The organism is Nocardioides sp. HB32 (assembly GCF_054058995.1).
The window spans coordinates 4,043,382-4,067,813 of the sequence record NZ_JBSSBS010000001.1 but is presented as its reverse complement, the minus strand read 5'-3'; the positions used below and the strand labels follow the sequence as shown (position 1 = coordinate 4,067,813).

Annotated in this window: 25 protein-coding genes; 19 read left to right on the top strand and 6 right to left on the bottom strand. The window is 71.4% G+C overall.

Annotated elements, in window-relative coordinates; translation table 11 throughout:
- Positions 1-15 precede the first annotated feature (15 nt).
- The 3 genes from ACVW2K_RS20420 (at position 16) to ACVW2K_RS20410 (ending at position 2,479) form a co-directional block, all read left to right on the top strand.
- Positions 16-1,131, top strand: coding sequence for a response regulator transcription factor (locus tag ACVW2K_RS20420; RefSeq protein ID WP_457203764.1), 1,116 nt, complete (start codon positions 16-18; stop codon positions 1,129-1,131).
- A gap of 56 nt (positions 1,132-1,187) precedes the next feature.
- Positions 1,188-1,979, top strand: a complete 792-nt coding sequence (locus ACVW2K_RS20415) for a hypothetical protein (protein WP_457203763.1) — start codon at positions 1,188-1,190, stop codon at positions 1,977-1,979.
- Positions 1,980-2,149: 170 nt separating this feature from the next.
- Positions 2,150-2,479 carry a hypothetical protein gene (locus ACVW2K_RS20410; RefSeq protein WP_457203762.1) on the top strand — a complete coding sequence of 110 codons (330 nt, stop codon included), beginning with the start codon at positions 2,150-2,152 and terminating at the stop codon, positions 2,477-2,479.
- Here ACVW2K_RS20410 and ACVW2K_RS20405 read toward each other — a convergent pair.
- The 5 genes from ACVW2K_RS20405 to ACVW2K_RS20385 form a co-directional block, all read right to left on the bottom strand.
- Positions 2,476-3,243: a hypothetical protein gene (locus tag ACVW2K_RS20405; protein WP_457203761.1), complete on the bottom strand. Its 768-nt coding sequence runs from the start codon at positions 3,241-3,243 to the stop codon at positions 2,476-2,478. The genes ACVW2K_RS20410 and ACVW2K_RS20405 overlap by 4 nt on opposite strands.
- 293 nt (positions 3,244-3,536) lie before the next feature.
- On the bottom strand, positions 3,537-4,262 hold the full coding sequence (locus tag ACVW2K_RS20400) for a hypothetical protein (protein ID WP_457203760.1): 726 nt from the start codon (positions 4,260-4,262) through the stop codon (positions 3,537-3,539).
- A 34-nt stretch (positions 4,263-4,296) separates the two neighbouring features.
- On the bottom strand, positions 4,297-5,823 hold the full coding sequence (locus tag ACVW2K_RS20395; RefSeq protein ID WP_457203759.1) for a glycosyltransferase family 2 protein: 1,527 nt from the start codon (positions 5,821-5,823) through the stop codon (positions 4,297-4,299).
- A gap of 127 nt (positions 5,824-5,950) precedes the next feature.
- Positions 5,951-6,178: an acyl-CoA carboxylase epsilon subunit gene (locus ACVW2K_RS20390; RefSeq protein WP_457203758.1), complete on the bottom strand. Its 228-nt coding sequence runs from the start codon at positions 6,176-6,178 to the stop codon at positions 5,951-5,953.
- On the bottom strand, positions 6,178-7,806 hold the full coding sequence (locus tag ACVW2K_RS20385; RefSeq protein ID WP_457203757.1) for an acyl-CoA carboxylase subunit beta: 1,629 nt from the start codon (positions 7,804-7,806) through the stop codon (positions 6,178-6,180). Before ACVW2K_RS20385 ends, ACVW2K_RS20390 begins: the two co-directional genes overlap by 1 nt.
- A gap of 52 nt (positions 7,807-7,858) precedes the next feature.
- Between ACVW2K_RS20385 and ACVW2K_RS20380 the strand changes: the two genes are divergently transcribed.
- The 6 genes from ACVW2K_RS20380 (at position 7,859) to purE (ending at position 12,246) form a co-directional block, all read left to right on the top strand.
- On the top strand, positions 7,859-8,668 hold the full coding sequence (locus ACVW2K_RS20380; RefSeq protein WP_457203756.1) for a biotin--[acetyl-CoA-carboxylase] ligase: 810 nt from the start codon (positions 7,859-7,861) through the stop codon (positions 8,666-8,668).
- 12 nt (positions 8,669-8,680) lie between these two features.
- A complete protein-coding gene (locus ACVW2K_RS20375; RefSeq protein ID WP_028635743.1) occupies positions 8,681-9,184 on the top strand; it encodes a PH domain-containing protein in 504 nt (167 codons plus the stop codon).
- On the top strand, positions 9,171-10,154 hold the full coding sequence (locus ACVW2K_RS20370) for an adenylate/guanylate cyclase domain-containing protein (RefSeq protein WP_028635744.1): 984 nt from the start codon (positions 9,171-9,173) through the stop codon (positions 10,152-10,154). The genes ACVW2K_RS20375 and ACVW2K_RS20370 overlap by 14 nt, the downstream gene beginning before the upstream one ends.
- A gap of 82 nt (positions 10,155-10,236) precedes the next feature.
- Positions 10,237-10,548 (top strand): winged helix-turn-helix domain-containing protein, encoded by a 312-nt coding sequence (locus tag ACVW2K_RS20365; RefSeq protein ID WP_028635745.1) that lies wholly within the window; start codon positions 10,237-10,239, stop codon positions 10,546-10,548.
- A 75-nt stretch (positions 10,549-10,623) separates the two neighbouring features.
- Complete coding sequence (locus ACVW2K_RS20360; RefSeq protein ID WP_457204099.1) at positions 10,624-11,730, top strand: 5-(carboxyamino)imidazole ribonucleotide synthase; 1,107 nt, start codon at positions 10,624-10,626, stop codon at positions 11,728-11,730.
- Positions 11,731-11,733: 3 nt separating this feature from the next.
- Complete coding sequence (purE, locus tag ACVW2K_RS20355) at positions 11,734-12,246, top strand: 5-(carboxyamino)imidazole ribonucleotide mutase (RefSeq protein ID WP_028635747.1); 513 nt, start codon at positions 11,734-11,736, stop codon at positions 12,244-12,246.
- A 6-nt stretch (positions 12,247-12,252) separates the two neighbouring features.
- Here the strand turns inward: purE and ACVW2K_RS20350 are convergent, their stop codons facing one another.
- Complete coding sequence (locus ACVW2K_RS20350) at positions 12,253-14,193, bottom strand: alpha/beta fold hydrolase (RefSeq protein WP_457203755.1); 1,941 nt, start codon at positions 14,191-14,193, stop codon at positions 12,253-12,255.
- Between the two features lie 95 nt (positions 14,194-14,288).
- On the opposite strand from ACVW2K_RS20350, the gene ACVW2K_RS20345 reads away from it, so the two are divergent.
- From ACVW2K_RS20345 to ACVW2K_RS20300, 10 genes are all read left to right on the top strand, one after another.
- The gene (locus tag ACVW2K_RS20345; protein ID WP_457203754.1) at positions 14,289-14,957 is read left to right on the top strand and encodes a ThuA domain-containing protein; all 669 of its coding nucleotides are present in this window, start codon (positions 14,289-14,291) and stop codon (positions 14,955-14,957) included.
- The gene (locus ACVW2K_RS20340; protein ID WP_457203753.1) at positions 14,942-15,844 is read left to right on the top strand and encodes a nucleoside hydrolase; all 903 of its coding nucleotides are present in this window, start codon (positions 14,942-14,944) and stop codon (positions 15,842-15,844) included. The genes ACVW2K_RS20345 and ACVW2K_RS20340 overlap by 16 nt, the downstream gene beginning before the upstream one ends.
- On the top strand, positions 15,841-16,770 hold the full coding sequence (locus ACVW2K_RS20335) for a ribokinase (protein ID WP_457203752.1): 930 nt from the start codon (positions 15,841-15,843) through the stop codon (positions 16,768-16,770). Before ACVW2K_RS20340 ends, ACVW2K_RS20335 begins: the two co-directional genes overlap by 4 nt.
- A gap of 106 nt (positions 16,771-16,876) precedes the next feature.
- A complete protein-coding gene (locus tag ACVW2K_RS20330) occupies positions 16,877-18,067 on the top strand; it encodes a Gfo/Idh/MocA family protein (protein WP_051548555.1) in 1,191 nt (396 codons plus the stop codon).
- A 26-nt stretch (positions 18,068-18,093) separates the two neighbouring features.
- A complete protein-coding gene (locus ACVW2K_RS20325) occupies positions 18,094-19,170 on the top strand; it encodes a Gfo/Idh/MocA family protein (RefSeq protein WP_457203751.1) in 1,077 nt (358 codons plus the stop codon).
- A 95-nt stretch (positions 19,171-19,265) separates the two neighbouring features.
- Positions 19,266-20,015, top strand: coding sequence for a phytanoyl-CoA dioxygenase family protein (locus ACVW2K_RS20320; RefSeq protein ID WP_457203750.1), 750 nt, complete (start codon positions 19,266-19,268; stop codon positions 20,013-20,015).
- Positions 20,012-20,929, top strand: coding sequence for a sugar phosphate isomerase/epimerase family protein (locus tag ACVW2K_RS20315; RefSeq protein ID WP_457203749.1), 918 nt, complete (start codon positions 20,012-20,014; stop codon positions 20,927-20,929). The genes ACVW2K_RS20320 and ACVW2K_RS20315 overlap by 4 nt, the downstream gene beginning before the upstream one ends.
- Positions 20,930-20,962: 33 nt before the next feature.
- Entirely contained in the window at positions 20,963-23,038 is a 2,076-nt protein-coding gene (locus tag ACVW2K_RS20310; protein ID WP_457203748.1) for a hypothetical protein, read from the top strand.
- Entirely contained in the window at positions 23,035-23,988 is a 954-nt protein-coding gene (locus ACVW2K_RS20305; protein ID WP_457203747.1) for a zinc-binding dehydrogenase, read from the top strand. Before ACVW2K_RS20310 ends, ACVW2K_RS20305 begins: the two co-directional genes overlap by 4 nt.
- Positions 23,981-24,391 carry a hypothetical protein gene (locus tag ACVW2K_RS20300; protein ID WP_028635756.1) on the top strand — a complete coding sequence of 137 codons (411 nt, stop codon included), beginning with the start codon at positions 23,981-23,983 and terminating at the stop codon, positions 24,389-24,391. The genes ACVW2K_RS20305 and ACVW2K_RS20300 overlap by 8 nt, the downstream gene beginning before the upstream one ends.
- Positions 24,392-24,432 lie beyond the last annotated feature (41 nt).

The following is a 24,432-nucleotide window of genomic DNA, read 5'->3' as shown; positions in this document are numbered from 1 at the left end:
GTTAGCATTCGCCCCATGCAGCCGGGCAACGACTGGGTGGCGGTCATCATCGAGGACGATCCCGATGTACGCGACCTCATCGACATCGTGCTCACCCAGTCCGGCTTCCGCACGGTGGTGACCGAGAACGGCCCCGAGGGCGTGGAGGCGGTGCGGCGGCACAACCCGCTGATCACGACCCTCGACGTCAACATGCCCGGCATGGACGGCTTCGCGGTGGCCAAGCGGCTGCGCGAGTTCAGCAGCACCTACCTGATCATGATCACCGCGCTGGCGGACGAGATCGACGTCGTCCAGGGCTTCGAGGCCGGCGCCGACGACTACCTGGTCAAGCCGTTCCGGCCGCGCGAGCTCCGCGCCCGTGCCGACTCGATGCTGCGCCGGCCGCGCACCCGCTTCGACACTCCGGCCGGCTGGGCCGAGGGCACCGACGCCGCCGAGCAGGCGGCCCCGGAGCCGCAGGAGGAGTCCTGGGCGGCGCAGGCCGCGCGGGACCTGACCGCGAACGCGCCGCTCCCGCCGCTCCACGAGCAGCCCGCCCCGCAGCCGCCGGCCCCGCAGCCCCCCACCCCACAGGCGGAGTACGAGCAGCCGGCGCCCGCGCCGCAACAGCCGGCGTACGAGGAGCCGCAGCCGCCGGCGCCGGTGCCGGTGCCGCCGCCGCAGTACCAGCAGCCGGTGGCGCCCGCGCCGCAGCAGTACCAGCCGGCCCCGCCGCCCCAGCACGTGCAGCAGCCCGCACCGCAGTCCCATCAGCCGGTCCCTCCGGACCCCGCCGCGCACGGCGCCCCGCCGAACCAGGGCGGCTGGACCCGCTTCAACGGCCTCGCGCTGAACAACGAGACGCGGGTCGTCACCGTCAACGGGGCTGCGGTCGACCTGACCCGGACCGAGTTCGACCTGCTCGCGTCGCTGCTCAGCACCGGTCGGCGGGTCCGATCGAAGGCGGACCTGGTGCTGACGATGCGCGGCCAGCAGTACGTCACGTCGTACTTCGTCAACGAGGCCGACAAGCGCTCGGTCGAGGTCCATATCGCGAACCTCCGCCGCAAGATCGGCGACGACGCGGGCACCCCGAGGTTCATCGAGACCGTCCGCGGCGTCGGCTACCGGCTGGCCGAGGCGGCCTGAGGCATCGTCCGCGGCTTCGCCTGCGGGCTGTGTCGGGGCCGTCGAGAATGTCCGACGTGTCCCGGATCCTGAGCAGTGCGACGGTCGTCGCGATCGTCTCGTTCGCCCTGGCGGCGCCCGGCGCGGCGTACGCCGACCGCTGGTCCGCGCCCGACGGCAGCGGTGACGTCGCCGGCTGGCACTTCGACCCGGATCCGGCCCCGTGCGGCACCTTCACCGACATCGACGGATCGGCCGACGCCAACGACGACATCACCGGGCTGACCGTCCGGCACACGCCGCGGGCGGTGCAGGTGGTGGTCCGGTTCCGCTACCTCTCGCCGAGGCTCGAGCAGTCGGTGTCGCTCCACCTCGCCGTGCCGGAGATCCGGGGCTGGACGGTCGACGTCGACCGGTTCCGCGCCCGGTCGGGGAAGTTCCGCGTCCTGGACTTCATGGCACGCGAGCTCCGCGAACCGGACCCGGAGGGCTCCGACGAGTGTGGCGGCGTCTCCGTGGTCGTGTCGGAGGGTGCCTGCCGGACGCACCCGGTCTTCGACTTCGCCGCCGACACCGTCCGGGTGACCGTGCCGCGGCACTGCCTGCGCGACCCGGAGTGGGTCGGCGTCGGTGCCGTCGCCAGCGCATGGGTCGACCCCGACGATCCCGACGACCCGACGTACGGCGGGTTCTGGGACGAGTGGGGCACTCCTGAGGAAGGTGCGTCGACGTGGCTCCCGCCGTTCGGACCGGAGGTGCCCGCCGCACCCGGTGCGACGGTCGGCGGCGCCGGTTCCGCACGGATGACCAGCGGACAGCGCGAGTACGCGGTCCAGCCGGGGATCCCGGTCCGGCACCCAGCACTCTGACGTGGACCGTCCCGCCACCCCTGCATGAGGGGGGCGGGACGTTTGTGCCTCGACCGCGGTGACCCCCGAGTCCTCACGGCCGCTGCGCAGGTGCGTAGTGCCCGGCGCACCCGCGCGCAAACCCGGCCGGCCGGCAACTTCTCGCGTCCCGACATCGTCCACGGAGCGTGATGACCACACGTCGGCCGAGGGCGGCACGGTGGGCGATCCGGGGCCTCGCGGTGTGCACGACGCTCCTCGCGCTCCGCGCGTGGCACGTGCACGACGAGACGTGGGACTGGCGACTCAGCCCCGCCGCGGCGCCGACCAAGGTCCAGTTCCTCGACCGTGACTACAGCAGGGGCTCCGATGCCACGGCCGTCGAGCCCGGGTTCGTGCGACGCGGCGAGACGGACGGTGGTGGGACGATCTACACGACTCCGGGACCGCTGACCCCGACGGTCCTCGACGTCGTCGACGGGGATCGGGTCGTGACGTACGAGCTGATGGGTGGTCCCTAGGCGCGCCAGCGCCTGTCTCGACACGACCCGATCGACGTGAGGGGGCTTGGGCGGGGTCTTCGGGCGTCTGGCGCCTGAAGTCCTCCGTGTGCGTTCGACGAGACCTTCGTCGGCCTACGTCCGTCGGTGGAACCTGGTGTGGTGTTTCGGGCAGAGGAGCCGGCCGTGCTGCACGTCGGTGGGTCCGCCGCGGCTCCAGGGGATGTCGTGATGGACGTGACACAGCCGGCCTCTTCCCGCTCGAGCTGCCGCGCTTCGTAGGCGTCGGCCAGCTCCGGTGCGACCACGTCCATGAGTCGTTTGCCGAGGATCCGCGGGGTCGGGGCGGTGTGCTCACGGCCGGCGGCGACCAGGTGCCGCTCGGCCTTGTCCACCAGAGTCGTGTCGAGGTCGCCGGGGAGCTGGTCGAGCGCGGTGACGATGACCTTGGCCTGGTCGACCACCAGGTCACCGGCGGCGAGTGCGTCCCGGACCTGGCCGCGGGTGACCAGGGCTTGGCCGAGCCTGACCTGGCCGAGCACCGCGGGCCTGGTCTGCCGGGTCCGGTGCGCCCACGCGTCCACCGCCTCCTCGTCGGCGTGCTCGGCGACCCGAGCCTCGAGCTCGGCCACGCGTGCCTTCAACCGGGTCAGCTGGATCAGGGCCGCGGTGGTCTCGGCAGCATCCATGGACCACACCGACGCGTCCGCGACCGCATCGATCTCGGAGTGGGCGTGCGCGACGGCCACCGAGACTCGGTGCCGGGGTGTGGCCATCGCTGTCACGGGACTACTCAAGCATCGGCCACCGACACTGAGAGGCCCAGAACCCCACGTTCCACAGGGTCCTGGGTAACAAACAGGTCACGATTCCGAGCACATTTCCACAGCCAGCGCGGCCCCGGAAGCCGCAAGCCGGGAGGCAGCAGCAACCACCCACCTTCCGGTCCCGTAGCTGCCCTGTCGGTCGCAACCACCCACGGCCAGCAAGCAACGGACAAGAGCCCCCGGCCGATGTCGAGGCCCGACGCGCCCCGGGTCGCCGGCGTCCCGGGTCGCCGGCGCGACCTGGCCCGAGCTCAGTTCGCGTCGACGGGGATCGACTGCGCCTTGGTGGGCTGGTCGCTCTGGAAGATCGCGATCGGGACCTTCTGCTTGATGACCTTCTTGACGAACTTCTCCGACCCGGGGGACTCCTGGACCCAGACGGTGGCGGTGAAGTGCAGGTCGATGCCCTTGGTGTCGTCCGACGTCGGCTTGATCTTCTGGTTGCGCAGCTCGAAGGCGCCCTTGGGCGAGGTGACGAGCATGCCGTACTTGGTGGACAGGGGCTCGGGGTCGAAGGTGATCGTCTTCGCGTCGGCGTCGAGCTCGTAGGGGTGCTGGACCTTGCCCCCGTCGTAGGTCACCGTGCTGGAGTCGACCTGGATCCGGGAGAGGTACGTCCGGCGCTTCGTCGAGAACGGGTCGCGGATCGCGCGGTTGAGGTCGTAGGCCTGGAACGTGAACGAGAAGTACTTGTCGCCCTTCGGGTACCACTCGTTCGTGCGCGGCGTCGACTTGGTCGGGTACAGCGTGTAGACGTAGTCCATCCCGTTGATCTCGATGTGCGACTGGAAGGTCCCGTCGCGGGTGAACTGGGAGGGGTACGGCGTCTCCGTGGCCGTCGGCGACGTGGTCACGGAGGGTGACGGGTCGTCGGAGCTGGTGAGCCCGTCGAACGCCGAGCAGCCGCTGAGCAGCGCCGTGGCGGTGAGCAGCAGGCCGGCTGCCACCGGGAACAGGCGCGAGCGGGTGCGGGTCATGGGTTCTCCTGCGGGTCGGGGGAGGAGGAGCGGGTCAGGCCTTGAAGCCGCGGTAGCGCTTCATCGACTTGAGGACCATCCAGGCGGTCTGGAGCACGGTGATCACACCGAGGATCGGCCAGCAGACGGCCAGGATGTCCGAGCGCAGCTGGATCGGCAGCAGCAACGTCCAGATCGCCGCGAAGATCACGAAGATCACGAGGAAGGCGACGTAGGGGTAGAGCCAGGCGACGCCCTTGCCGCGCTCGGCCTTCGCCTGCGCCGCCCAGTTGTCGGTCTGCTGGCGGCTGAAGAACTTCAGCCAGGCCCGGATGAAGTGGCCCATCCGGATCACCATGTACGTCTCCGCCGGGACGATCAGCAACGCGAACAGGTAGTCGCGCTTGTTCGCGAACTCCATCGATCGGGCGACGCGGAAGTTCAGCCAGATCGAGGCGAACGGCGGGATCAGCCACCACGGGCTGAACACGAACGCGTGGATGTTGAGCGAGCCGGCGAGCAGCAGCACGAACATCACCCGGGTGGTGATGTTGATGACCATCGACATGTGCTCGAACCAGCGGAGCCGGAGGTTCGGGTGGAACGGCTGGCCCTTGGTGTCGCCGCGCTGGCCGGGCCACATCAGGTCGATCGCGCCGAAGTTCCACTTCACCTGCTGGGCGTCCAGCGACCGGAGCGTGTCCATGCCGCCCACGTGGGCACGGGCCCTGGCACTGATCTTGGTGAGGTAGCCGGCGCTCTTGATCTGCAGCGAGAGGAGCGAGTCCTCGACCTCGCTGTCGTTGACCCACGGGGTGCGCTGGTGGCTGTCGCGCAGCACGTCGCGCAGCGCCTGGGTCGAGAAGATGGAGAACTGGCCGCCGAGCACCGCCATGTTGCGGCCCTTGAGCAGGTTCTGCATGTTGAACGCCGAGAACTGGGCGCGCTGTCCGGCGGTGAGGAACTTCGCCATCAGCCCGTCGAGGGCGCTGTCGTCGATCGAGTAGATCGCCGAGATGCCGCCGATCCGGTCGTCGCTGGAGATCTCCTCAACGAGGTGCTGGACGGCGTCGGGCTCCGGCGTGGTGTCGCCGTCGACGCCGAGCAGGTAGTCCATGTGCTCGACGAGGGAGTAGCCGTAGTTGAGCGCCCCGACCTTCTTGTCGGGGTTCTTGCCGATGTCGTGGACGTAGATGATCGTGCTCTGCTCGCCGGCCGCGGTCATCCGCGTGTGCGGACCGGCGTAGTGGCTGGCGATCTCGACGGAGTCGTCGGAGGTGTTGTTGACGATCAGGTGGATGACGTCGGGCAACCGGGTCTGCTGGAGCAGCGAGTCGAGCACGCCGGCGATCGTCTCGGCCTCGTTGTACGCCGGGATGATGCAGCCGACCGTCGGGCGGTACGTCGGCGCGTCCTCGAGCTCGTCGAGGAACTGGGGCTCGTAGTCGGCGAGGCCGGGGTCGGACATCCGGACGTACTCGTTTCCGCCCACGGTCGTGCCCGGCGGCGACTGGTGGGCCGGCTGGTACCCCCTGTCCGGGGCGTACGGGACGCCGTCGGGGCCTATCTGGTTCGCGTTCACGCCTTCGTCTCCTGCACTGCGCCGTCGATCGCGCGCTTCCAGAATGGGCGACCGGCCTCAAGACGCCACACGGAAAAGCTCAAAGGTTGGCTCAAGACTAGGGGTGCAGACCGGGCTCCGCGGGGATTCAGCGCGGCAGGCCGCTGGAGCGCCAGCCTCCGGGTCCGTGCGGCAGCGTACGGCGTACGACGCGGTGCGGAGCCTTCCACTCCGGATGGACCCGTGCCGGCGCCGCAGCCGGGGCCCGCAGCGCGGCCAGCACCGCGACCACCGCGGCGACCTCCTCGGGCGTCGCGTCGCCGCGGATGACCCGCAGGAACGGCTGCGGCTCGGCGGGGGAGCTGTCCGCGGCCATCAGAGCGGGATGTTCCCGTGCTTCTTCGCGGGCAGCGTCTCCCGCTTGGAGCGCAGCAGCCGCAGCGCGCGCACCACCTCGATGCGGGTCTCGTGCGGGGTGATCACCGCGTCGACGTACCCGCGCTCGGCGGCGATGTAGGGGTTGGCCAGCTTGGTCTCGTAGTCGTCGATCAGCTCCGCGCGGCGGGCCTCGACGTCGCCGCCCTCCTCCGCGACCTTCTTCAGGGTCTTGCGGTGCAGGATGTTGGCCGCGCCCTGGGCACCCATCACCGCGATCTGGGCCGTCGGCCAGGCGAGGTTCATGTCCGCGCCGAGGTGCTTGGACCCCATCACGTCGTACGCACCGCCGTACGCCTTGCGGGTGATGATCGTGACCAGCGGGACCGTGGCCTCGGCATAGGCGTAGATCAGCTTGGCGCCGCGGCGGATGATGCCGTTCCACTCCTGGTCGGTGCCGGGCAGGAACCCGGGCACGTCGACGAAGGTCAGCACCGGGATGTTGAAGGCGTCGCAGAAGCGGACGAACCGGGCCGCCTTCTCCGAGGCGTCGATGTCGAGGGTGCCGGCGAACTGCATGGGCTGGTTCGCGACGACCCCGACCGGGTGGCCCTCGACGCGGCCGAAGCCGACGACGATGTTGGGAGCGAACAGCTCCTGCACCTCCAGGAACTCCTGGTCGTCCATCACCGCGGTGATCACGTCGCGCATGTCGTAGGGCTGGTTCGGGGAGTCCGGGATGATCGTGTCCAGGGCCCGGTCCAGGTCGCTGACCTCGAGGTCGGCGACGTCCGGGTACGTCGGCGCCTCGTCCAGGTTGTTCTGCGGCAGGTAGGACAGCAGAGCCTTCACGTACTCGATCGCGTCCTCCTCGTCCGAGCCCATGTAGTGGGCGTTGCCGGACTTGGTGTTGTGCGTGCGCGCGCCGCCGAGCTCCTCCATCGAGACGTCCTCGCCAGTGACCGTCTTGATGACGTCGGGACCGGTGATGAACATGTTCGAGGTCCCGTCGACCATGATCGTGAAGTCGGTGACCGCGGGGGAGTAGACGTGGCCGCCCGCGCACGAGCCCATGATCAGGCTGATCTGGGGGATCACGCCGGAGGCGTGCACGTTGCGGCGGAAGATCTCGCCGTACAGGCCGAGGGAGACGACGCCCTCCTGGATGCGGGCGCCGGCGCCCTCGTTGATGCCGATGATCGGGCAGCCGGTCTTCATCGCGAGGTCCATGACCTTGGTGATCTTCTCGCCGTACACCTCACCCAGCGAGCCGCCGAAGATCGTGAAGTCCTGGGAGAACACGCACACCTGGCGGCCGTCGACGGTGCCGTAGCCGGTCACCACGCCGTCGCCGTACGGGCGGTTCTTCTCCAGCCCGAACGCGGTCGAGCGGTGCCGCGCGAGCTCGTCGAGCTCGACGAACGAGCCCTCGTCGAAGAGCAGCTCGATCCGCTCCCGGGCGGTCTTGCGGCCCTTGGCGTGCTGCTTCTCGACCGCCTTGGCCGAGCCGGCGTGCACGGCCTCGTCCAGCCTCCGGTCGAGATCCGCGAGCTTGCCCTCGGTGGTGTGCAGGTCGGGGGCGTCGGGGCCCACCGGGACGTCGGTTCCCTCGCCGGGGTGCGCACTCATCGGTCTGGCTCCTCACTGGCACTGATGTGGACCGTGGGCCAATGTAGTGCCCGTGACCCCCGCGCAGATGAGACGCCCATCACTCGACGCCGAGACGCTCGCCCGACTCGCTCCCGAGCTCACCGTGGAGGTGCTCGAGGCCGCGCCGTCCACGAACGCCGTCGCGGCGGAGCGGGCCCGCGCCGGCGCGCCCGAGGGGACGGTGGTCGTCGCCGAGCACCAGACCGCCGGCCGGGGCCGGCTGGACCGCACCTGGGAGACCCCGGCGCGGGCCGCCCTGACGTTCTCCCTGGTGCTGCGCCCGACCGTGCCGGCCGGGGAGTGGCCGTGGCTGCCGCTGCTCACCGGCCACACCGTCGCCAAGACCCTGCGCGGGGCGGGGTACGCCGCGGCCACGGTCAAGTGGCCGAACGACGTGCTCCTGGGCGACGACAAGGTCGCGGGCGTCCTGGTCGAGCTGGTCGACACCCCCGCGGGGCCGGCGGCGATCGTCGGCGTCGGCCTGAACGTCTCCTCCACGCGGGACGAGCTGCCGGTGCCCGCCGCGACCTCCCTGGCGCTGGCCGGCGGGGCCGAGCCGGACCGGACGGCGGTCCTCGTGGAGCTGCTCCGCTCGCTGCGCGAGGCCTACGACCTGTGGCAGACCGGTGGCGCCGACGCGACCAGGCACCTGCGTGCGTCGTACTCGGCGGGGTGCGTCACCATCGGCCGGGAGGTGCGCGTCGACCTCCCCGACGGGAGCGCGCTCACGGGCCGGGCCATCGGCATCGACGAGGTGGGCCGCCTGGTGGTGGTCGGCCCGGCCGGCGAGACCGTCGTCGGCGCCGGTGACGTGGTCCACGTGAGGGCGCCCGATCAGTGACATGATCGGCGCGTGGCCATCTCCCGCAAGCTGCTCAACGAGGGTGAGACCGTCGTCGTCGACACCCGCACGCACGTCAAGGCCCTGCTGTGGCCGCTCATCTGCCTGGTCGTCCTGCTGGCGGTCGGCACCTACGCACAGACGAAGATCGACAACGGCACGGTGATGCTCGTGATCTGGATCGTGCTCGCCTGCCTCGCGGTCTGGTTCGTGCTGCGCCCCGTGATCGTCTGGGCGACCGCGACGTACACCGTCACGAACCGCCGGCTGATCACCCGGCACGGCGTGATCGTGCGGCGCGGCCACGACATCCCGCTGGCCCGGATCAGCGACGTGGCCTACGAGTTCGGGCCGATCGACCGGCTGCTCGGGTGCGGCACCCTCGTGATCGCGGACGCGAGCACGCACGGGCAGGTGCGGCTGCACGACATCCCGCGGGTCGAGGAGACCCAGCGCCGGATCAACGAGCTGCTGCACGGGTCCAACGACGCTACGGCGGGACATGAAGGAACCTGACCGTCCGGCTCCCGAGGACCTCGAACGCGCGATCCTCGGGGAGGAGCCGGTCTTCAACGCCCCGCAGGTGGCGGAGCAGACCGGCGTGACGATCGACGAGGCCCGCCGGCTCTGGCGGGCCCTCGGGTTCCCCGAGCACGGGCTCGAGACCGCGTTCACGGACTCCGACACCGAGGCGCTGTCGACCCTGCTCGGGGTGGTCCGCTCGGGCCTGATCGACTTCGACATGGCGGTCAACCTGACCCGCGCGGTCGGGCAGACCATGGCCCGGCTCGCGGACTGGGAGGTCGCGACGCTCGTGCACCGGGTCGAGGAGCTCGAGGCCGGCGACGAGGCGACCGGCAGCCGGATCGGCTCCGCACTGCGGCTGATCGACGAGATCCAGGCGCCCTTCGAGGACCTGCTCGTCTACGTGTGGAAGCGGCACCTGGCCGCGGCCGTCGCGCGCGTCGAGGCGCTCGGCGCGAACGAGGAGGACCTCAACACCGTCCCGCTGACGGTCGGCTTCGCCGACATCGTGAGCTTCACCGCCCTGTCGAACCGGCTGACCGAGGAGCGGATCGGCGACCTGGTCGAGCTGTTCGAGTCGCGGTGCGCCGACGTGGTCGCGGCCCGGCGGGGCCGGATCATCAAGAGCATCGGTGACTCGGTGCTGTTCGTGAACGACGACCCGGTCCGCGCCTACGACACCGCCGAGGGCATCATCAACGTGATCGGCCGGGACTCGCGGATGCCCGACGTACGAGTCGGCCTGGCCAGCGGCTCCGTGGTGATGCGGCTCGGCGACGTGTTCGGGCCGCCGGTCAACCTCGCCTCGCGGCTCACCGCGGTCGCCCGGCGGAACCGGATCATCATCGACCAGGCCACCGCGGAGCTGCTGCCGGACACCGAGTTCGAGACCCGGCCGCTCCCGGCCCGGCCGGTGCGGGGGTTCGGCATCGTGGAGCCGGTGGCCGTCCGGCGCGCCTGAGGACGGGCGAGGACGCTCGGCGTCCGGATCACAGTTTCGTCGTTCGGGAGTCAGCCGGCCCCGGCATCCCTACCGTGGGTAGATGGTCGAGGTGCAGGACATCCGGCTCGATCCCGAGACCCGCCGCGCCTGGCGGGGTTCGGACGAGATCGTGCTGTCCCGCAAGGAGTTCGACCTGCTGCTCGCGCTGATGGAGCGCGCGGGCACGATCGTCTCCCGCGACGAGCTGATGCGCGAGGTCTGGCACACGACCTTCTGGACCTCCTCGAAGACCATCGACGTGCACCTCGGGTGGGTGCGCCGCAAGCTCGGTGACGACAGCAGGAACCCGCGGCTGATCACGACGATCCGCGGCCAGGGGCTGCGGTTCGAGACCGGGACCGACAACCCCTAGAGTCTCCGTGTGCCCAGCCACCAGCACCGGCTCGCCCCGACCCTCGCTGTCATCGGCGGCGGCCAGCTGGCCCGGATGATGGCCGAGCCCGCCGCCGCGATGGGGCTGCCGCTGCGGCTGCTCGCCGAGGCGGAGGGGGTCTCGGCCGCCCAGGTGATCCCCGACCACCTCGTCGGCGACTACCGCGACCTCGACACGCTGCGGAAGGTCACCGACGGCTGCCAGGTCGTCACCTTCGACCACGAGCACGTCCCGACCGAGCACCTGCACGCCCTGGCGGCCGACGGGACCGCCGTCCGTCCCGGCCCCGAGGCGCTCGTGCACGCCCAGGACAAGGGCGTGATGCGCGAGCGGCTCGCCGACCTCGGCGTCCCGTGCCCGCGCAACGCGCTGGTCGCCTCGGTCGCCGACGTCGAGGCGTTCGGGTTCCCCTGCGTCCTCAAGACCACGCGCGGGGGGTACGACGGCAAGGGGGTGTGGTTCGTGCGGTCGGCCGCCGACTGCGCCGAGGCGTTCGAGACCGCGGGGTCCTCGGGGGTGCGGATCCTCGCCGAGGAGCTGGTCGACTTCCGCCGCGAGCTGTCCGCGCTCGTCGTGCGCTCGCCGAGCGGCCAGGCCGCGGCGTACCCCGTCGTCGCCTCCACGCAGCAGGACGGCATCTGCGTCGAGGTGGTCGCCCCCGCCCCCGACCTGTCCGCAGCGCTGGCGGGCGAGGCGCAGCAGATCGCGCTGCGGATCGCCGGGGCGCTGGACGTGACCGGGGTGCTCGCGGTCGAGCTGTTCGAGACTTACGACGGCCGGGTGCTGGTCAACGAGCTGGCGATGCGGCCGCACAACACCGGGCACTGGAGCCAGGACGGTGCGGTGACCTCCCAGTTCGAGAACCACCTCAGGGCCGTGCTCGACCTGCCGCTCGGGTCGCCCGCGCCGCGCGCCCGGTGGACGGTCATGGTGAACATCCTCGGTGGTCCGGACCCCGCTGTCGGACGCCTGTACGACGGCTACCCGCACGCGTTGGCGCGCGACCCGTTCCTGCGGGTGCACCTGTACGGCAAGGACCTGCGGCCGGGCCGCAAGGTCGGCCACGTCAACGCCTACGGCGACGACCTCGAGGACTGCCTCGAGCGCGCGCGGCACGCCGCCGCGTGGTTCCGCGGCGACCTGGGAAACGAGAGTGAGTAGCCGATGAGCGCACGGGTGGGCATCGTGATGGGGTCGGACTCGGACTGGCCGGTGATGAAGGCCGCGGCCGAGGCCCTGACCGAGTTCGGTGTGGAGCACGAGGCGGACGTCGTCTCCGCGCACCGGATGCCGGAGGAGATGCTGGCCTACGGCCGGGAGGCCGCGGGGCGCGGGCTCGCGGTGATCATCGCCGGCGCCGGCGGTGCGGCGCACCTGCCGGGCATGCTCGCCTCGGTCACCCCGCTGCCGGTCGTCGGTGTGCCGGTGCCGCTGAAGTACCTCGACGGCATGGACTCCCTGCTCTCGATCGTGCAGATGCCGGCGGGCGTCCCGGTCGCCACGGTCGCCGTCGGCGGTGCGCGGAACGCCGGCCTCCTGGCCGTGCGCATCCTGGCCGCGACCGATCCCGCGCTCCGGGCGAGGATGGTCGACTTCCAGTCGGAGCTCAGGGAGACCGCGCGGGAGAAGGGCGCCGCGGTGCGCAACGACCTGCCCGGTCGGCGCCTCGGCTTCTGACCTGCCTCACGGCACGGCCGGCATGTACCTCTCGAACCAGGCGACCATCCGCGCGCACTGGTCGGCGAGCGCCGGCGGGGCCTGCACCCCGTGGCCCTCCTCGGGGTAGATCGCCAGCGCCGCGGGAACCCCGCGCTCGGTGAGCGCCCGGTACATCTGTTCGGCCTGGTTCGCGGGCGTCGCGAGGTCGCGGGACCCGGCGGTCAGGAAGGTCGGGGTCCGGATCCGGTGGTGGTGGGTCAGCGGGTTGCGGGTCTGGTACTGCGAGTCCGGGTCCCACGGGTCGCCGTCGAGGAACAGCCGGTCGAACTCCGCGAGGTTGCTGGTCAGGTGGAACGACCGCCAGTCCGTGCACGGCGACCGCGACACCGCTGCCCGGAACCGGCTGGACAGGACGGGCAGCCAGCAGGCCAGGTAGCCGCCGTAGCTCTGCCCGACCACGCCCACCCGCTCGGGGTCCACGAGCCCGGAGGCGACCAGGTGGTCGATCCCGCTGAGGATGTCCTGCGCGTCCAGGCCGCCCATGTCCCCGCGCACCGCCTCGGCGAACTCCGGGCCGCGTCCCGAGCTCCCGCGCGGGTTGGGCCGGAACACGGCGTACCCGCGCGCGACCAGCACCACGGTGTGTGCGTCGCGACCGATCCAGCCGTCGCGGTAGCCGCAGACCGGGCCGCCGTGCGGGTGCACGACGAGCGGGCGCGGCCCGGGCGTCCGGGGCAGGTCGAGAAGCCCGTCCATCGCCAGGCCGTCCGGGGCCGTCCACGACACCGGTCGCGCCTCGCCGTACGCCGCCCGCACCGCGTCGGTGCCGGGGCCGCGGCTGCTCAGGAGCTCGGCCGGCGTGCCGTCGGCCTCGATCCGCGCCAGCGTCGGCGGCAGGTCGTGCCGCTCGAGCACGAGCACCGGGCGGCCGTCGGCCGCGAGGCCGCCGAGCTCGGGCTGGTACCGGCCGGTCGTGGCCGTCCCGCTCCAGAGCTCCGTGCACTCGCCGGTCGTCACGTCGACGGTGCCGAGCACCGTGGCGAGGCTGCGCTGGCCGATGAAGAGGATCGTGCGGTCGTCGAGCCAGCGGTGCTCGGTGACGTGCACGCCGGGCGTCGCGACCCGCGACGCCTCGCCGTCGAGGCGGCCCACCAGCAGCTCGCCGGCGAGCAGGTCGCGGTCGCTCGCGAAGCCGGTGATCGCCGACCAGGTCCGCCCGTCCGGGGAGCCGCCGGGACGGGCGATCTGGAACCGCTCCTCGTGCAGCAACGCCACGGTGGCGTCGGGGGAGATCTGCACGAGCCAGGCGTCGTACCAGGCGCCTTCTCCGGCCCCGTCGCTCACCAGCGCCACGGCGTCGTGGCCGACCCAGTCGGCCTCCCAGACGTTCAGCCGGGTGAGGACGCGGTGGTCGGTCGACCCGACCTCCCACTCGACGAGACGCCGCCGGCCGGTCGCGGCCGGGAGCACGTGCGGCCGCCAGGACTCCGTCCCGACGCCTCCCACGGTGCCCGACCCCCAGACGTCGGAGATCTCGGCCCCGGGCTCGGCGACGACGAGCAGCAGCCGCCGGCCGTCGGGAGACCAGCGGGCGACCTCGACGAGGCCGCCGACGTCGGGTGTCCGGGCCGACTCGACGCCGTCGGTGTCGGTGATGACCGCCCCGTCGTCGGCGAGCACGCAGAGCCGGTCGCCGTCCGGGGACCAGACCGGGGACCAGCACCCGGCACCGGACAGCACCGGCCGCGGCGTCCCGGACCCGTCGACGAGCAGCACCACCCGCCGCTCCGCGGAGTCGGGCTCGGGCCGGAGCGCCGCGGTCACCGCGACCAGGTCACGCCGCGGGTGCGGGGCGGCCTGGGCGAGGTCACTGATCGCGTGGCCGGCGGTCTGCCGGAACGCGCGCTGCAGCTCCGCGACCCACGCCTCGATCGCGGGGTGGATCGGCTGGTCGAAGACGCTCACGCGCTCACGATGGCAGATCGCGGGCGCCGACTCACTGGCGTTGAGCAAATCGTTTGGCTAGCGTGCCGCTCGACACTCAGCGAGAGAGGAACCGCATGGACAGCACGCGCACCCGGCAGGCCCTGGTCGTCCGGGGTGGCTGGGAGGGCCACAGCCCCGTCGAGGCAACGGAGCGGTTCATCCCGTTCCTGAAGGAGCACGGCTTCGCCGTCGAGGTCCACGACGGACCGGAGGTGTACGCCGACGCCGACCGGCTCACCGCCACCGACCTGGTCGTGCAGTGCTACACCCAGGGCGAGGCGACCGACGAGCAGGTCCTGGGCTTGTCCGCGGCGGTCGCTGCCGGCACCGGACTGGCCGGGTGGCACGGCGGCGTCTGCGACTCGTTCCGCGGCTCGCCGGACTACCTGCACCTCACCGGCGGTCAGTGGGCCGCGCACCCCGGCGGCTTCGTGGACCACGAGGTCGCGGTGGTGCCGGCGAAGGCGGACCACGAGATCGTCGCCGGGCTGGACCGGTGGTCGCTGAACACCGAGCAGTACTGGGTCCTCACCGACGACCTCAACGACGTCCTCGCGACCACGACCTTCGGCGTGCGCGACGACACGCCGTGGCGCGAGGAGCTCACCTGCCCTGCGGTCTGGACCCGTCAGTGGGGTCGCGGCCGGGTCTTCGTCTCGACGATCGGCCACAAGCTCGAGGACCTCGACCACCCCGACGTGCGCACCCTCACCGAGCGGGGCCTCCTGTGGGCGAGCCGCTGACGCCGGGTCCCACGAGGATCATCCTCGACACCGACCTGGCGATGGGGGCGCCGGGCTCGGACATCGACGACGGCTTCGCGCTCGCGCTCGCCCTGGCCGACCCGGGCCTCCGGGTCGAGGTCGTCACGACCGTCGGCGGCAACAGCGACGTGGTCACCTCCACGCGACTCACCCACGAGCTGCTCGCGGTGCTGGGCCGCACCGACGTACCCGTCGTGCAGGGCCTGCCGGCCGACGAGGACGCGGCGACGGAGATCGTGCGCCGTGTCCTCGCCGAGCCCGGCGAGCTCACGCTCGTGACGATCGGACCGCTGACGAACGTCGCGAAGGCGCTGGAGATCGAGCCCGCCGTCGGGACCGCGGTGCGGGAGATCGTCGTGATGGGCGGGGTCTACCTCGAGCAGACGAACGTCGCGGCGATGCCGGGGGAGTACAACTTCTGGTGTGACCCCCCAGCAGCGCAGGCCGTGATGGAGAGCGGCGCACGACTCCGGCTGGTCGGGCTCGACGTCACCCGCCGGGTGCGGCTGAGCCGGGACGACGCCGAGCGCCTCGCCGACGGCGGCGCCTTCGGCAGGCTCGCATCGGAGCACACGCTCGCCTGGATCGCGTTCCAGGAGCGGGTGAAGCCGCGCGAGGAGATCGAGCAGGGCAGCTGCGCACTGCACGACCCGCTCGCCGTCGCCGTGGTGAGCCGCCCCGACCTGGTGACGTGGCGCGACGCGCACGTCGACGTCGAGACCGAGGGACGCTTCACCCGGGGAGTGGCGGTCGCGGACCTGCTGATGTGGGAGGACCCGCCTGCCCCCAACGCCCGGATCGCGACCGCGGTGGACGCCGAGGCGTTCCGCGCGCTGTTCGTCGAGCGGATGGCGGGCCTCCCGTGAGCCGTCTGGTCGACGTGGTCGTGGTCGGTTCCGTCAACCGCGACTACGTCTGCCGGGTGGCGGTGCTTCCCGCGCCAGGCGAGACGGTGCTCGGCGGCGAGGCCAGTGTCGGCTCGGGCGGCAAGGGCGGCAACCAGGCGGTCGCCGCGAGCCTGCTCGGAGCGCGCACGGCCATCGTCGCCCGGGTCGGGCGCGACGACGACGGGCGGGCGCTGGCCAAGGACCTCGCCGACGCGTGGGTGGACACCACGGAGCTGGTCGCCACCAGCGTCCGCACCGGACTGGCCTTCGTCATGGTCGACGCGACCGGTGAGAACTCGATCGTCGTGGCGCCGGGCGCCAACGAGCTGCTGGAGGCCGCGACCACGTCGCGCGCGGTGGGCGAGCTGCTCTCCGTGGGCGGGGTGCTCGTCACCCAGGCGGAGATCCCGCCCCCTGCCTTCGAGGCCGCGATCACGGCCGCAGAGGAGGTGGGCGCCCGGGCGGTGGTCAACCTGGCGCCGTACCGCCCGGTGCCCGAGGACGTCCTCGCGCTGTGCGATCCGCTGGTCGTGAACGAGTCCGAGGCCAGCGGTCTCCTCGGTCGTGAGGTGCGTGGTGTCGACGAGGCGCGCGCGGCGGCCGCCGAGATCGCCGGTCGCTGCCGCTCGGTCGTGGTCACCGTCGGCGCCGACGGGGCCGTGGTCGGCAGGGGGAGCGCGGTCGACCACGTGCTCGCGGAGGCGGCCGACGTGGTCGACACCACGGGCGCCGGCGACGCGTTCACCGGTGCCCTCGCCGCCGCCCTCAGCGCCGGCACGGACCTGGTCGAGTCCGTGCGGATCGGCGTCCGGGCCGGCACCTACGCCGTTGCGCGGCCGGGCGCTCAGGTGTCGTTCGCGCGCGCCGCGCAGATCGGCGTGGGCACCTTGCACGCTCGTCCGTGAGGGCCATTGACCCGGGCACCCGCAGCCCCTAGCGTTCCGTTAGCAAACCGATTTGCGCAATATCGCGGCCGAGCGTGACGAGCAGGTACGACGAGGGAGGGTCCGGATGGGCGTGCAGGAGACCGACGGCGCGGAGACCCCGACCCTGGGCGTGGCCATGATCGGCTACGCGTTCATGGGTGCCGCCCACGCACAGGCGTGGCGCAACGCGCACCGGTTCTTCGACCTCCCGCTGCGGCCGGCGATGAACGTCGTGTGCGGTCGGACGGAGTCCGCGACCCGCGACGCCGCCGAGCAGCAGGGCTGGGCCGCGTGGACCACCGACTGGCGCGACGTGCTCGAGCGCGACGACGTGCAGCTGGTCGACATCTGCACGCCCGGCGACTCGCACCACGAGATCGCGATCGCCGCGCTCGAGGCCGGCAAGCACGTGCTGTGCGAGAAGCCGCTCGCCAACACGGTGGCCGAGGCGGAGCAGATGACCGAGGCGGCCGAGGCGGCCCGGGCCGATGGCGTGCTGTCGATGGTCGGCTTCAACTACCGCCGCACGCCGGCCCTGGCGTACGCCCGACGGCTGATCGAGGACGGCGCGGTCGGCACCGTCCACCACATCCGCGCGCAGTACCTCCAGGACTGGATCGTCGACCCGGAGTTCCCTCTGGTCTGGCGGTTGCAGAAGGACAAGGCCGGCTCCGGAGCCCTCGGCGACATCGGCGCCCACATCGTCGACCTGTCCCAGTTCCTCACCGGCCAGCGGCTGACCGAGGTCGCGGGCCACCTCACCCGGTTCGTGGACCGCAGGCCGCTGCCCGAGGCGGCCTCCGGCCTGAGCGCCAGCGGTGGTGCGGAGACGGGGGAGGTGACCGTCGACGACGCGGCCGTCTTCTTCGCGCGCACCGACGGCGGCGCGCTGGCGACGTACGAGGCGACCCGCTTCGCGACCGGCCGCAAGAACGCCATGCGCATCGAGGTCAACGGCTCGAGGGGGAGCATCGCCTTCGACTTCGAGGCCATGAACGAGCTGCACGTCCACGACGCGACGGTGCCGGCCAGGGACGCCGGCTTCCGCCGGATCCTGGTGACCGAGCCCGACCACCCCTACACGGGGTCGTGGTGGCCGCCCGGTCACGGTCTCGGGTACGAGCACACCTTCGTCAACGAGATCGCCGACCTGGTCCGCGACATCGGGGCCGGTGTGCCGCCGTCGCCGTCGTTCGCCGACGGACTCCAGGTGCAGCGCGTGCTCGACGCCGTCGAGCGCTCGTCGGCGGACGGCGCCGCCTGGACCAAGATCTGAACCGCCCAACCACGAGAGGGAGCACGTTGAGCAAGCTTCGTGTCGGAGTGATCGGACTGGGCGAGGTCGCCCAGGTGATCCACCTGCCGATCATCGAGTCACTGCCGGACCGCTACGAGCTGGCGGCGGTCTGCGACATCTCGCCGGGCCTGGTCAAGCGGGTCGGCGACCGCTACCGCGTCGAGCACCGCTACACCGACTTCCACGAGATGCTCGCGGCCGGCGACCTCGACTGCGTGCTCGTGCTGAACAGCGACGAGTACCACGCCGAGTGCACGATCACCGCGCTCGACGCCGGCATCGACGTGCTGGTCGAGAAGCCGATGTGCCTCAGCCCACGCGAGGCCGAGGAGATCATCGCCGCACGCGACCGGTCCGGGAAGACCGTGATGGTCGCCTACATGCGCCGCTTCGCGCCGGCCTTCAACGAGGCGGTCGAGCGGCTGCCCGAGCTCGGCGAGCTCCGTTACGTCCGGGTCCATGACGTGATCGGCGAGAACCGGCTGATCGTCGACCAGACGTCGTACGTCGACCGCCCCGACGACGTGCCGCAGGAGGCCGTGGACGAGAAGTGGGCGCGTCGGTCGGCGCTGGTCAAGGAGGCGCTCGGGGACGTCCCGCAGGAGCTCGAGTGGACCTACGGCCTGCTCTGCGGGCTCGGCAGCCACGACCTGTCGGCGATGCGCGAGCTGCTCGGCTCTCCGCAGAAGGTCTCGGCCGCGAAGATGTGGCGCAACGGCGGGTACGTCGTCGCGCTGCTCGACTACGGCGACTTCGTCGTCACCTACGAGACCGGAGTCGACGACCAGCTGCGCTACGACACCTACATCGAGCTGTACGGCGCCAGCGGCACGATGAAGGTGCAGTACGACACGCCGTACGTCCGGCACTTCCCGACCACCCTGCAGCTCGAGCTCACCGACGGCGACTCCTACGAGCGGTCGGTGCGGCGTCCGCACCTGAAGGACCCGTACACCTACGAGCTCGAGTACTTCCACGACGTCGTCACGAACGGCGGGACGCCCAAGACCTCGCCCGAGGACTACGTCCAGGACATGGAGCTCTTCGTCGAGATCATCCGGGCCATCCAGCAGGGCTCCTGAAGATAAGTCGAACGGCACCGAGGATAGGCGTCGTGACCGGACGCACTCCCTCCGTAGCGTCGGCGACACCACTCCACGACCTGAGAGGCAAGACCGTGCTGACCGAGCAACACGTCGAGTCCTTCCGCACCAACGGATACCTGCTGCCCGGTCGGCAGCTCTTCTCCGAGGAGAAGCTGTCCCGGCTGGAGCAGATCTTCAACGAGCACCTCGCCGACAAGGGGGACAAGCTCTCCGACGAGCTGGACACCCCGCACTACCGCGACGAGCGGCTGCTGGACTTCCTCCTCTCCGACGAGGTCCTCGACACCGTCGAGCCGCTGATCGGCCCGAACATCGCACTCTGGTCGAGCCACTTCATCTCCAAGGACCCCTTCACCGGCCGGGCCACCCCCTGGCACGAGGACAGCGCGTTCTGGGAGGGCCGCTTCGACGCCTACGACAACATCGTCACGATCTGGCTCGCGCTCGAGGACGGCTCGTTCCGGGAGAACGGCTGCATGCGGGTCATCCCGGGCTCGCACCTCAACGGAGGATTCTCGGAGGGCTACCAGCCGGCGGACATCACCACCCAGACCTTCCACGCCGAGCTCGGCGGCGTCGACGAGGACCGGGCCGTCTACTTCGAGCTGAAGCGCGGCGAGTTCTCCATGCACGACGGGCGGATCGTGCACGGCGCGAAGGCGAACACCAGCCCGGTCCGGCGTACCGGGTACACCATGCGCTACTTCCCCTCGTCGGTGAAGATGCAGGACGTCCCGCAGAACGAGGGGTGGAAGATCTGGCTCGCCCGCGGTGAGGACCTCGCCGGCAACGCCTACGCCAACGTCCCGGCCACCGCATGAAGCTGGGACTCCTGACGGCCTGCCTGCCCGGCGAGTCCCTCGAGGACATCGCCGGGTGGGCGGGCAGCCACGGGTACGACGCGCTCGAGGTCGCCGCCTGGCCGGACCGGCCCGGCCGCGACTGGGAAGCGAGCCACCTCGACGTCGAGACGTTCGGGGTGGCCGATGCCGACAGGGTCAGGTCCCTCCTCGACCAAGCGGGCCTGACCCTGTCGGCGGTCGCCTACTACGAGAACAACCTGCACGAGGACCAGGAGACGCGCGAGGCGACCCATGAGCACCTGCGCCGGTGCATCGACGCCGCGCAGCTCCTCGGCGTCGGGCTCGTGGGCACGTTCGTCGGCAGGGACGTCTCGCGGACGATGACCGAGAACCTGCGGCTCGCCGAGAAGGTGCTGCCGCCGCTGGTCGAGTACGCCGCGGCCCGCGACGTACGCCTCGTCATCGAGAACTGCCCGATGGAGGGATGGCACCCCGACGGCTACCCCGCCAACCTCGCCTACTCACCCGAGCTGTGGGGCTGGATGGCCGACCTGGGGCTGTGGCTGAACTACGACCCGTCGCACCTCGTCTGGCTCGGCATCGATCCCGTCGCCGCGCTCGAGCCGGTCGTCGACCGGGTGCTGCACGTCCAGGCCAAGGACGTCGAGGTGCGCGCCGACCAGCGCAACCGGTACGGCGTCTTCGGCCGGGTGATCGAGAAGGAGCCCTGGGTGAGCGGCTGGTGGCGCTACCGCATCCCCGGCCTCGGCGAGGTCGACTGGCGACGCGTCCTGGACACGCTCCACCAGGCGGGCTACGACGGCGCCGTCTCGGTCGAGCACGAGGACCCGGTGTGGAGCGGCTCGCCCGAGCAGGTCCGTCGCGGCCTCACGATCGCCAGGCGCACCCTCGCGCCGTACATCCAGATCTGACCCTCCTCACCCCCGAGCCCAGGAAGGCCGCCCATGCATCGCGGTGTCTACTTCGACGCCTGGTTCCCCCGCCAGCACTGCTACCACCCGAGCCTGCCGCCACGACGGCTGCGGATGGTCGATGACCTCGTCGACTTCCGCGCCACCGTGCTGGTGTGGGCGTCGATGGGCGGCGGCTCGCTGGCGCTGCCGTACCTCGAGCAGGAGGCGTTCGGTCCCGTCGACGCGCGCTCGCGGTTCTACGGGTTCGTCAACGACAGCGAGTTCATCGCCGCCTGCCACGAGCGGGGCATCAAGGTGCTCGGCATCGTCTTCGAGGCGCAGGGCTGGGAGTTCCCGGTCGAGCTCACCGACGACGAGGACGCCGTGCTCGCCCTGAACGAGCTGCGAGGCGTCGGCAAGCGCGACTGGATGGGGCTGCGGGAGTTCTCGTCGAACCGCTACCCGAAGCTCTGGAAGCCGGTCGAGCACTACTTCCCGGACGGTCTCGTCAACAGCGACGGCGAGCCGGTCACGGACCTGATCGAGGAGTGCGTGGTCCGCGACATCCACCAGCAGCCGTGCCACGCGCACTGGGTGGAGTGCCCCGACCGCGAGCACCAGTGCTACTACATGGACCGCAACAACCCGGTCTGGCGCGAGTACCTCAAGGCCGTGATCCGGATCCAGCTCGACGCGGGCGCGGACGGCATCCAGCTCGACGAGGCCGAGCTCCCGATGGGCGCGTTCCAGTACGGCGCGTGCTTCTGCAAGGACTGCATGAAGGGCTTCCGGGCATACCTCCAGGCCCTGAAGCCTTCCCGGGTCGACATCGCGCTCGACGGCGTCGACCTCGCCACGTTCCACTACGGCGACTGGCTGCTGGCCCAGGGCTACGACTTCAAGTCGGGCCGCGAGTCGACGCCGCTGTTCGGCGACTACTACGCGTTCCAGTGCCTGCAGATCAAGAAGTACTTCGCCGAGCTCGCCGACTACGCTCGGGAGTACGGCCGGTCGCTGGGACGCGAGATCATCCTGTCCGGCAACTTCTTCAACCTCGAGCCGATGTACCTCGCGCTGGCCGACGACGTCGACCTGGTCATCACCGAGATGCGCAACACGACGTACCGCCAGCCGGAGTGGTACCGCTACGTCGCGGCGTTCGCGGGCGACAAGGACGTCGTGGTCGTCGAGAACCCATACGGCGGAGTCGTCCCCGAGCTGATCGACCTGCTGGGGAAGGGCCGCGGCTACGACCTGTTCCGGCTGTCGCTGTTCGAAGCGGCGGCGATGGGCGCGAACATGTCGGTGCCGTACGGCTCCTGGATGGGCAGCGTCATCGAGGATTCCTTCTACGCGCCGCACGAGCTGGCCAGTGGGGTCCAGGCGTTCCTGGCCGACCACGAGCCGCTGTTCGCACGGCGGACGGCCAACGAGGTCGCGGTCGTCTTCAGCGTGGAGAGCACGCGGGAGCTGATCGGCAAGGCGGACGCCAGCGACAACACGACGAACGCGCGCGACGAGTCGGTCGTGGTGCCGTACCGGGTCGCCACCGAGACCCTGGCGAACGCCGCCGTGCCGTACGACGTGGTGATCTGGCCGGACGGCGTCACGGCGCCCGACCGGTCCTCCTGCGAGGCCCTGCTGCGCTACTCGACGGTGGTCCTACCGGACGTCTTCGCCCTCACCGAGGGACAGGTGGCGGCGCTGTCGGGCTACCTCGACGCAGGGGGGACCGTCGTGGTGACCGACCGGGCGGCAGCGGAGCTGCCGTCGCACCCGAACGTCCGCACTGCACACCACGGCGTGCTCGACGAGCTGCTGCCGCACGGCCGGCAGGTGGCGACGGACGCGTCCGTCGCCGCGAACCTGCAGCACCTCGCCGACGGCTCGTACGCGCTGCACCTGGTCAACTACGACTACGACCGGGATGCTGACGCGGTGCGCACCCTCATCGACGTCCCGCTCCGGGTCCGGCTGCCCGAGGACCGCGAGCGCGCCACGGTCGTCGCCAGCGACGGATCACGGACCCCGCTCGAGCTCGGCCGCGAGGACGGTGCGCACCTGGTGTGCCTCGCCTCGCTGGGCGTCTACTCGATCGTGGTGTTCCACGACGGGGAGCTCCCGTGAGGATCGCGGCGCTGCACGGCCGCCAGTCGTTCGCGATCGAGGAGGCGCCGATCCCGTCGATCCGACCCGACGAGGTTCTCGTGCGCGTCGTCGTGTCGGGGGTCTGCGCCTCGGAGCTCGAGCCGTGGGTCGAGGGCCCGCCCGCCGGCGAGGTCCGGTACCCCGGGCACGAGGTGAGCGGCGTCGTCGCCTCGGTCGGTGAGGAGGTCACCTCGCTCGTCCTAGGGGACCGGGTCGGCGTCTGGGTCACCGAGCGTGGCTTCGCGGAGTACGTCGCGGTGCGCGCGGCGTACTGCTTCCCGGCCGGCGACGGGCCGCTGGACCTCGCGCTGGCCGAGCCGATCGCGTGCTCGGTGAACGCCGTCGAGGCCGCCGACGTCCGGCTCGGCGACGACGTGCTCGTCATCGGTGCCGGCTTCATGGGCAACCTCGTGCAGAGGCTCGCCGCCCTGCGCGGCCCGCGCCGGCTGATCGTCGCGGACGCCCGGGCGGACGCGCTCGAGCGCGCCCGCAAGCTCGGCGCGACGCACGTCGTCGACGTGACCCGCGAGTCGTTGCCCGACGTCGTCCGGACGCTCACCGACGGCCGCGGCGCCGACATCACGTTCGAGTGCACCGGCACCCAGAGCGCGCTGACGACCTGCGGCGACACGACGCGGATGAGCGGCACGATCGCGATCGTCGGCTACCACCAGGGCGCGGAGCGCTCGCTGCCGCTGGCGTACTGGAACTGGATGGCCTTCCGGATCGTCAACGCCCACTTCCGCGACCTCGCCGTGATCCTGCGCGGCATGTCCGTGGGGATGCGGCTGCTGTCCTCTGGTGTGCTCTCGATGGAGGGGCTGGTCACCCACCGGTTCCCGCTGGAGCGCATCGACGAGGCGTTCGCGACCCTGCGCGACAAGCCCGACGGCTTCGTGAAGGCAGTGATCACGTTCCCCGATGAGTGACGAGAGCCGGCAGGAGCGCGCGGCGCGGGCGAACGAGCACCGAGCCGCGCACGAGCGGCGCCGTGCTCAGGAGGCCGCGAAGGCCCAGATCCTGGTCGACCGGTTCGTGGCGGACGCCGTGTACGCGGGGCTGCCGGTCGAGGAGCTGACCGCCCGGCCGTGGCACGGTCGCGGCCGCTACCGCACCGGTGTCGTCGGCTGGTACCTCCGCAGCGACGGGTCCGTGGGCGTCAGCCGCGACGGCGGCTTCTACCTGCTCACCGTCCCGCCCGTGCGCTTCGGCCGCTGGCGCACGGTCCGTGTCGATCCGGTCCCGCCCCCGCTGCAGGTCGGCGAGGGCGCCCGCGACGGCGAGTCCGTGGCGCTGGAGCTGCTGCTGCGGATGCGGTTGGGCGGCGCCTAGGGGTGGTGCCTGCGGCTCGCGGACCGTGACGGGTCGGGATG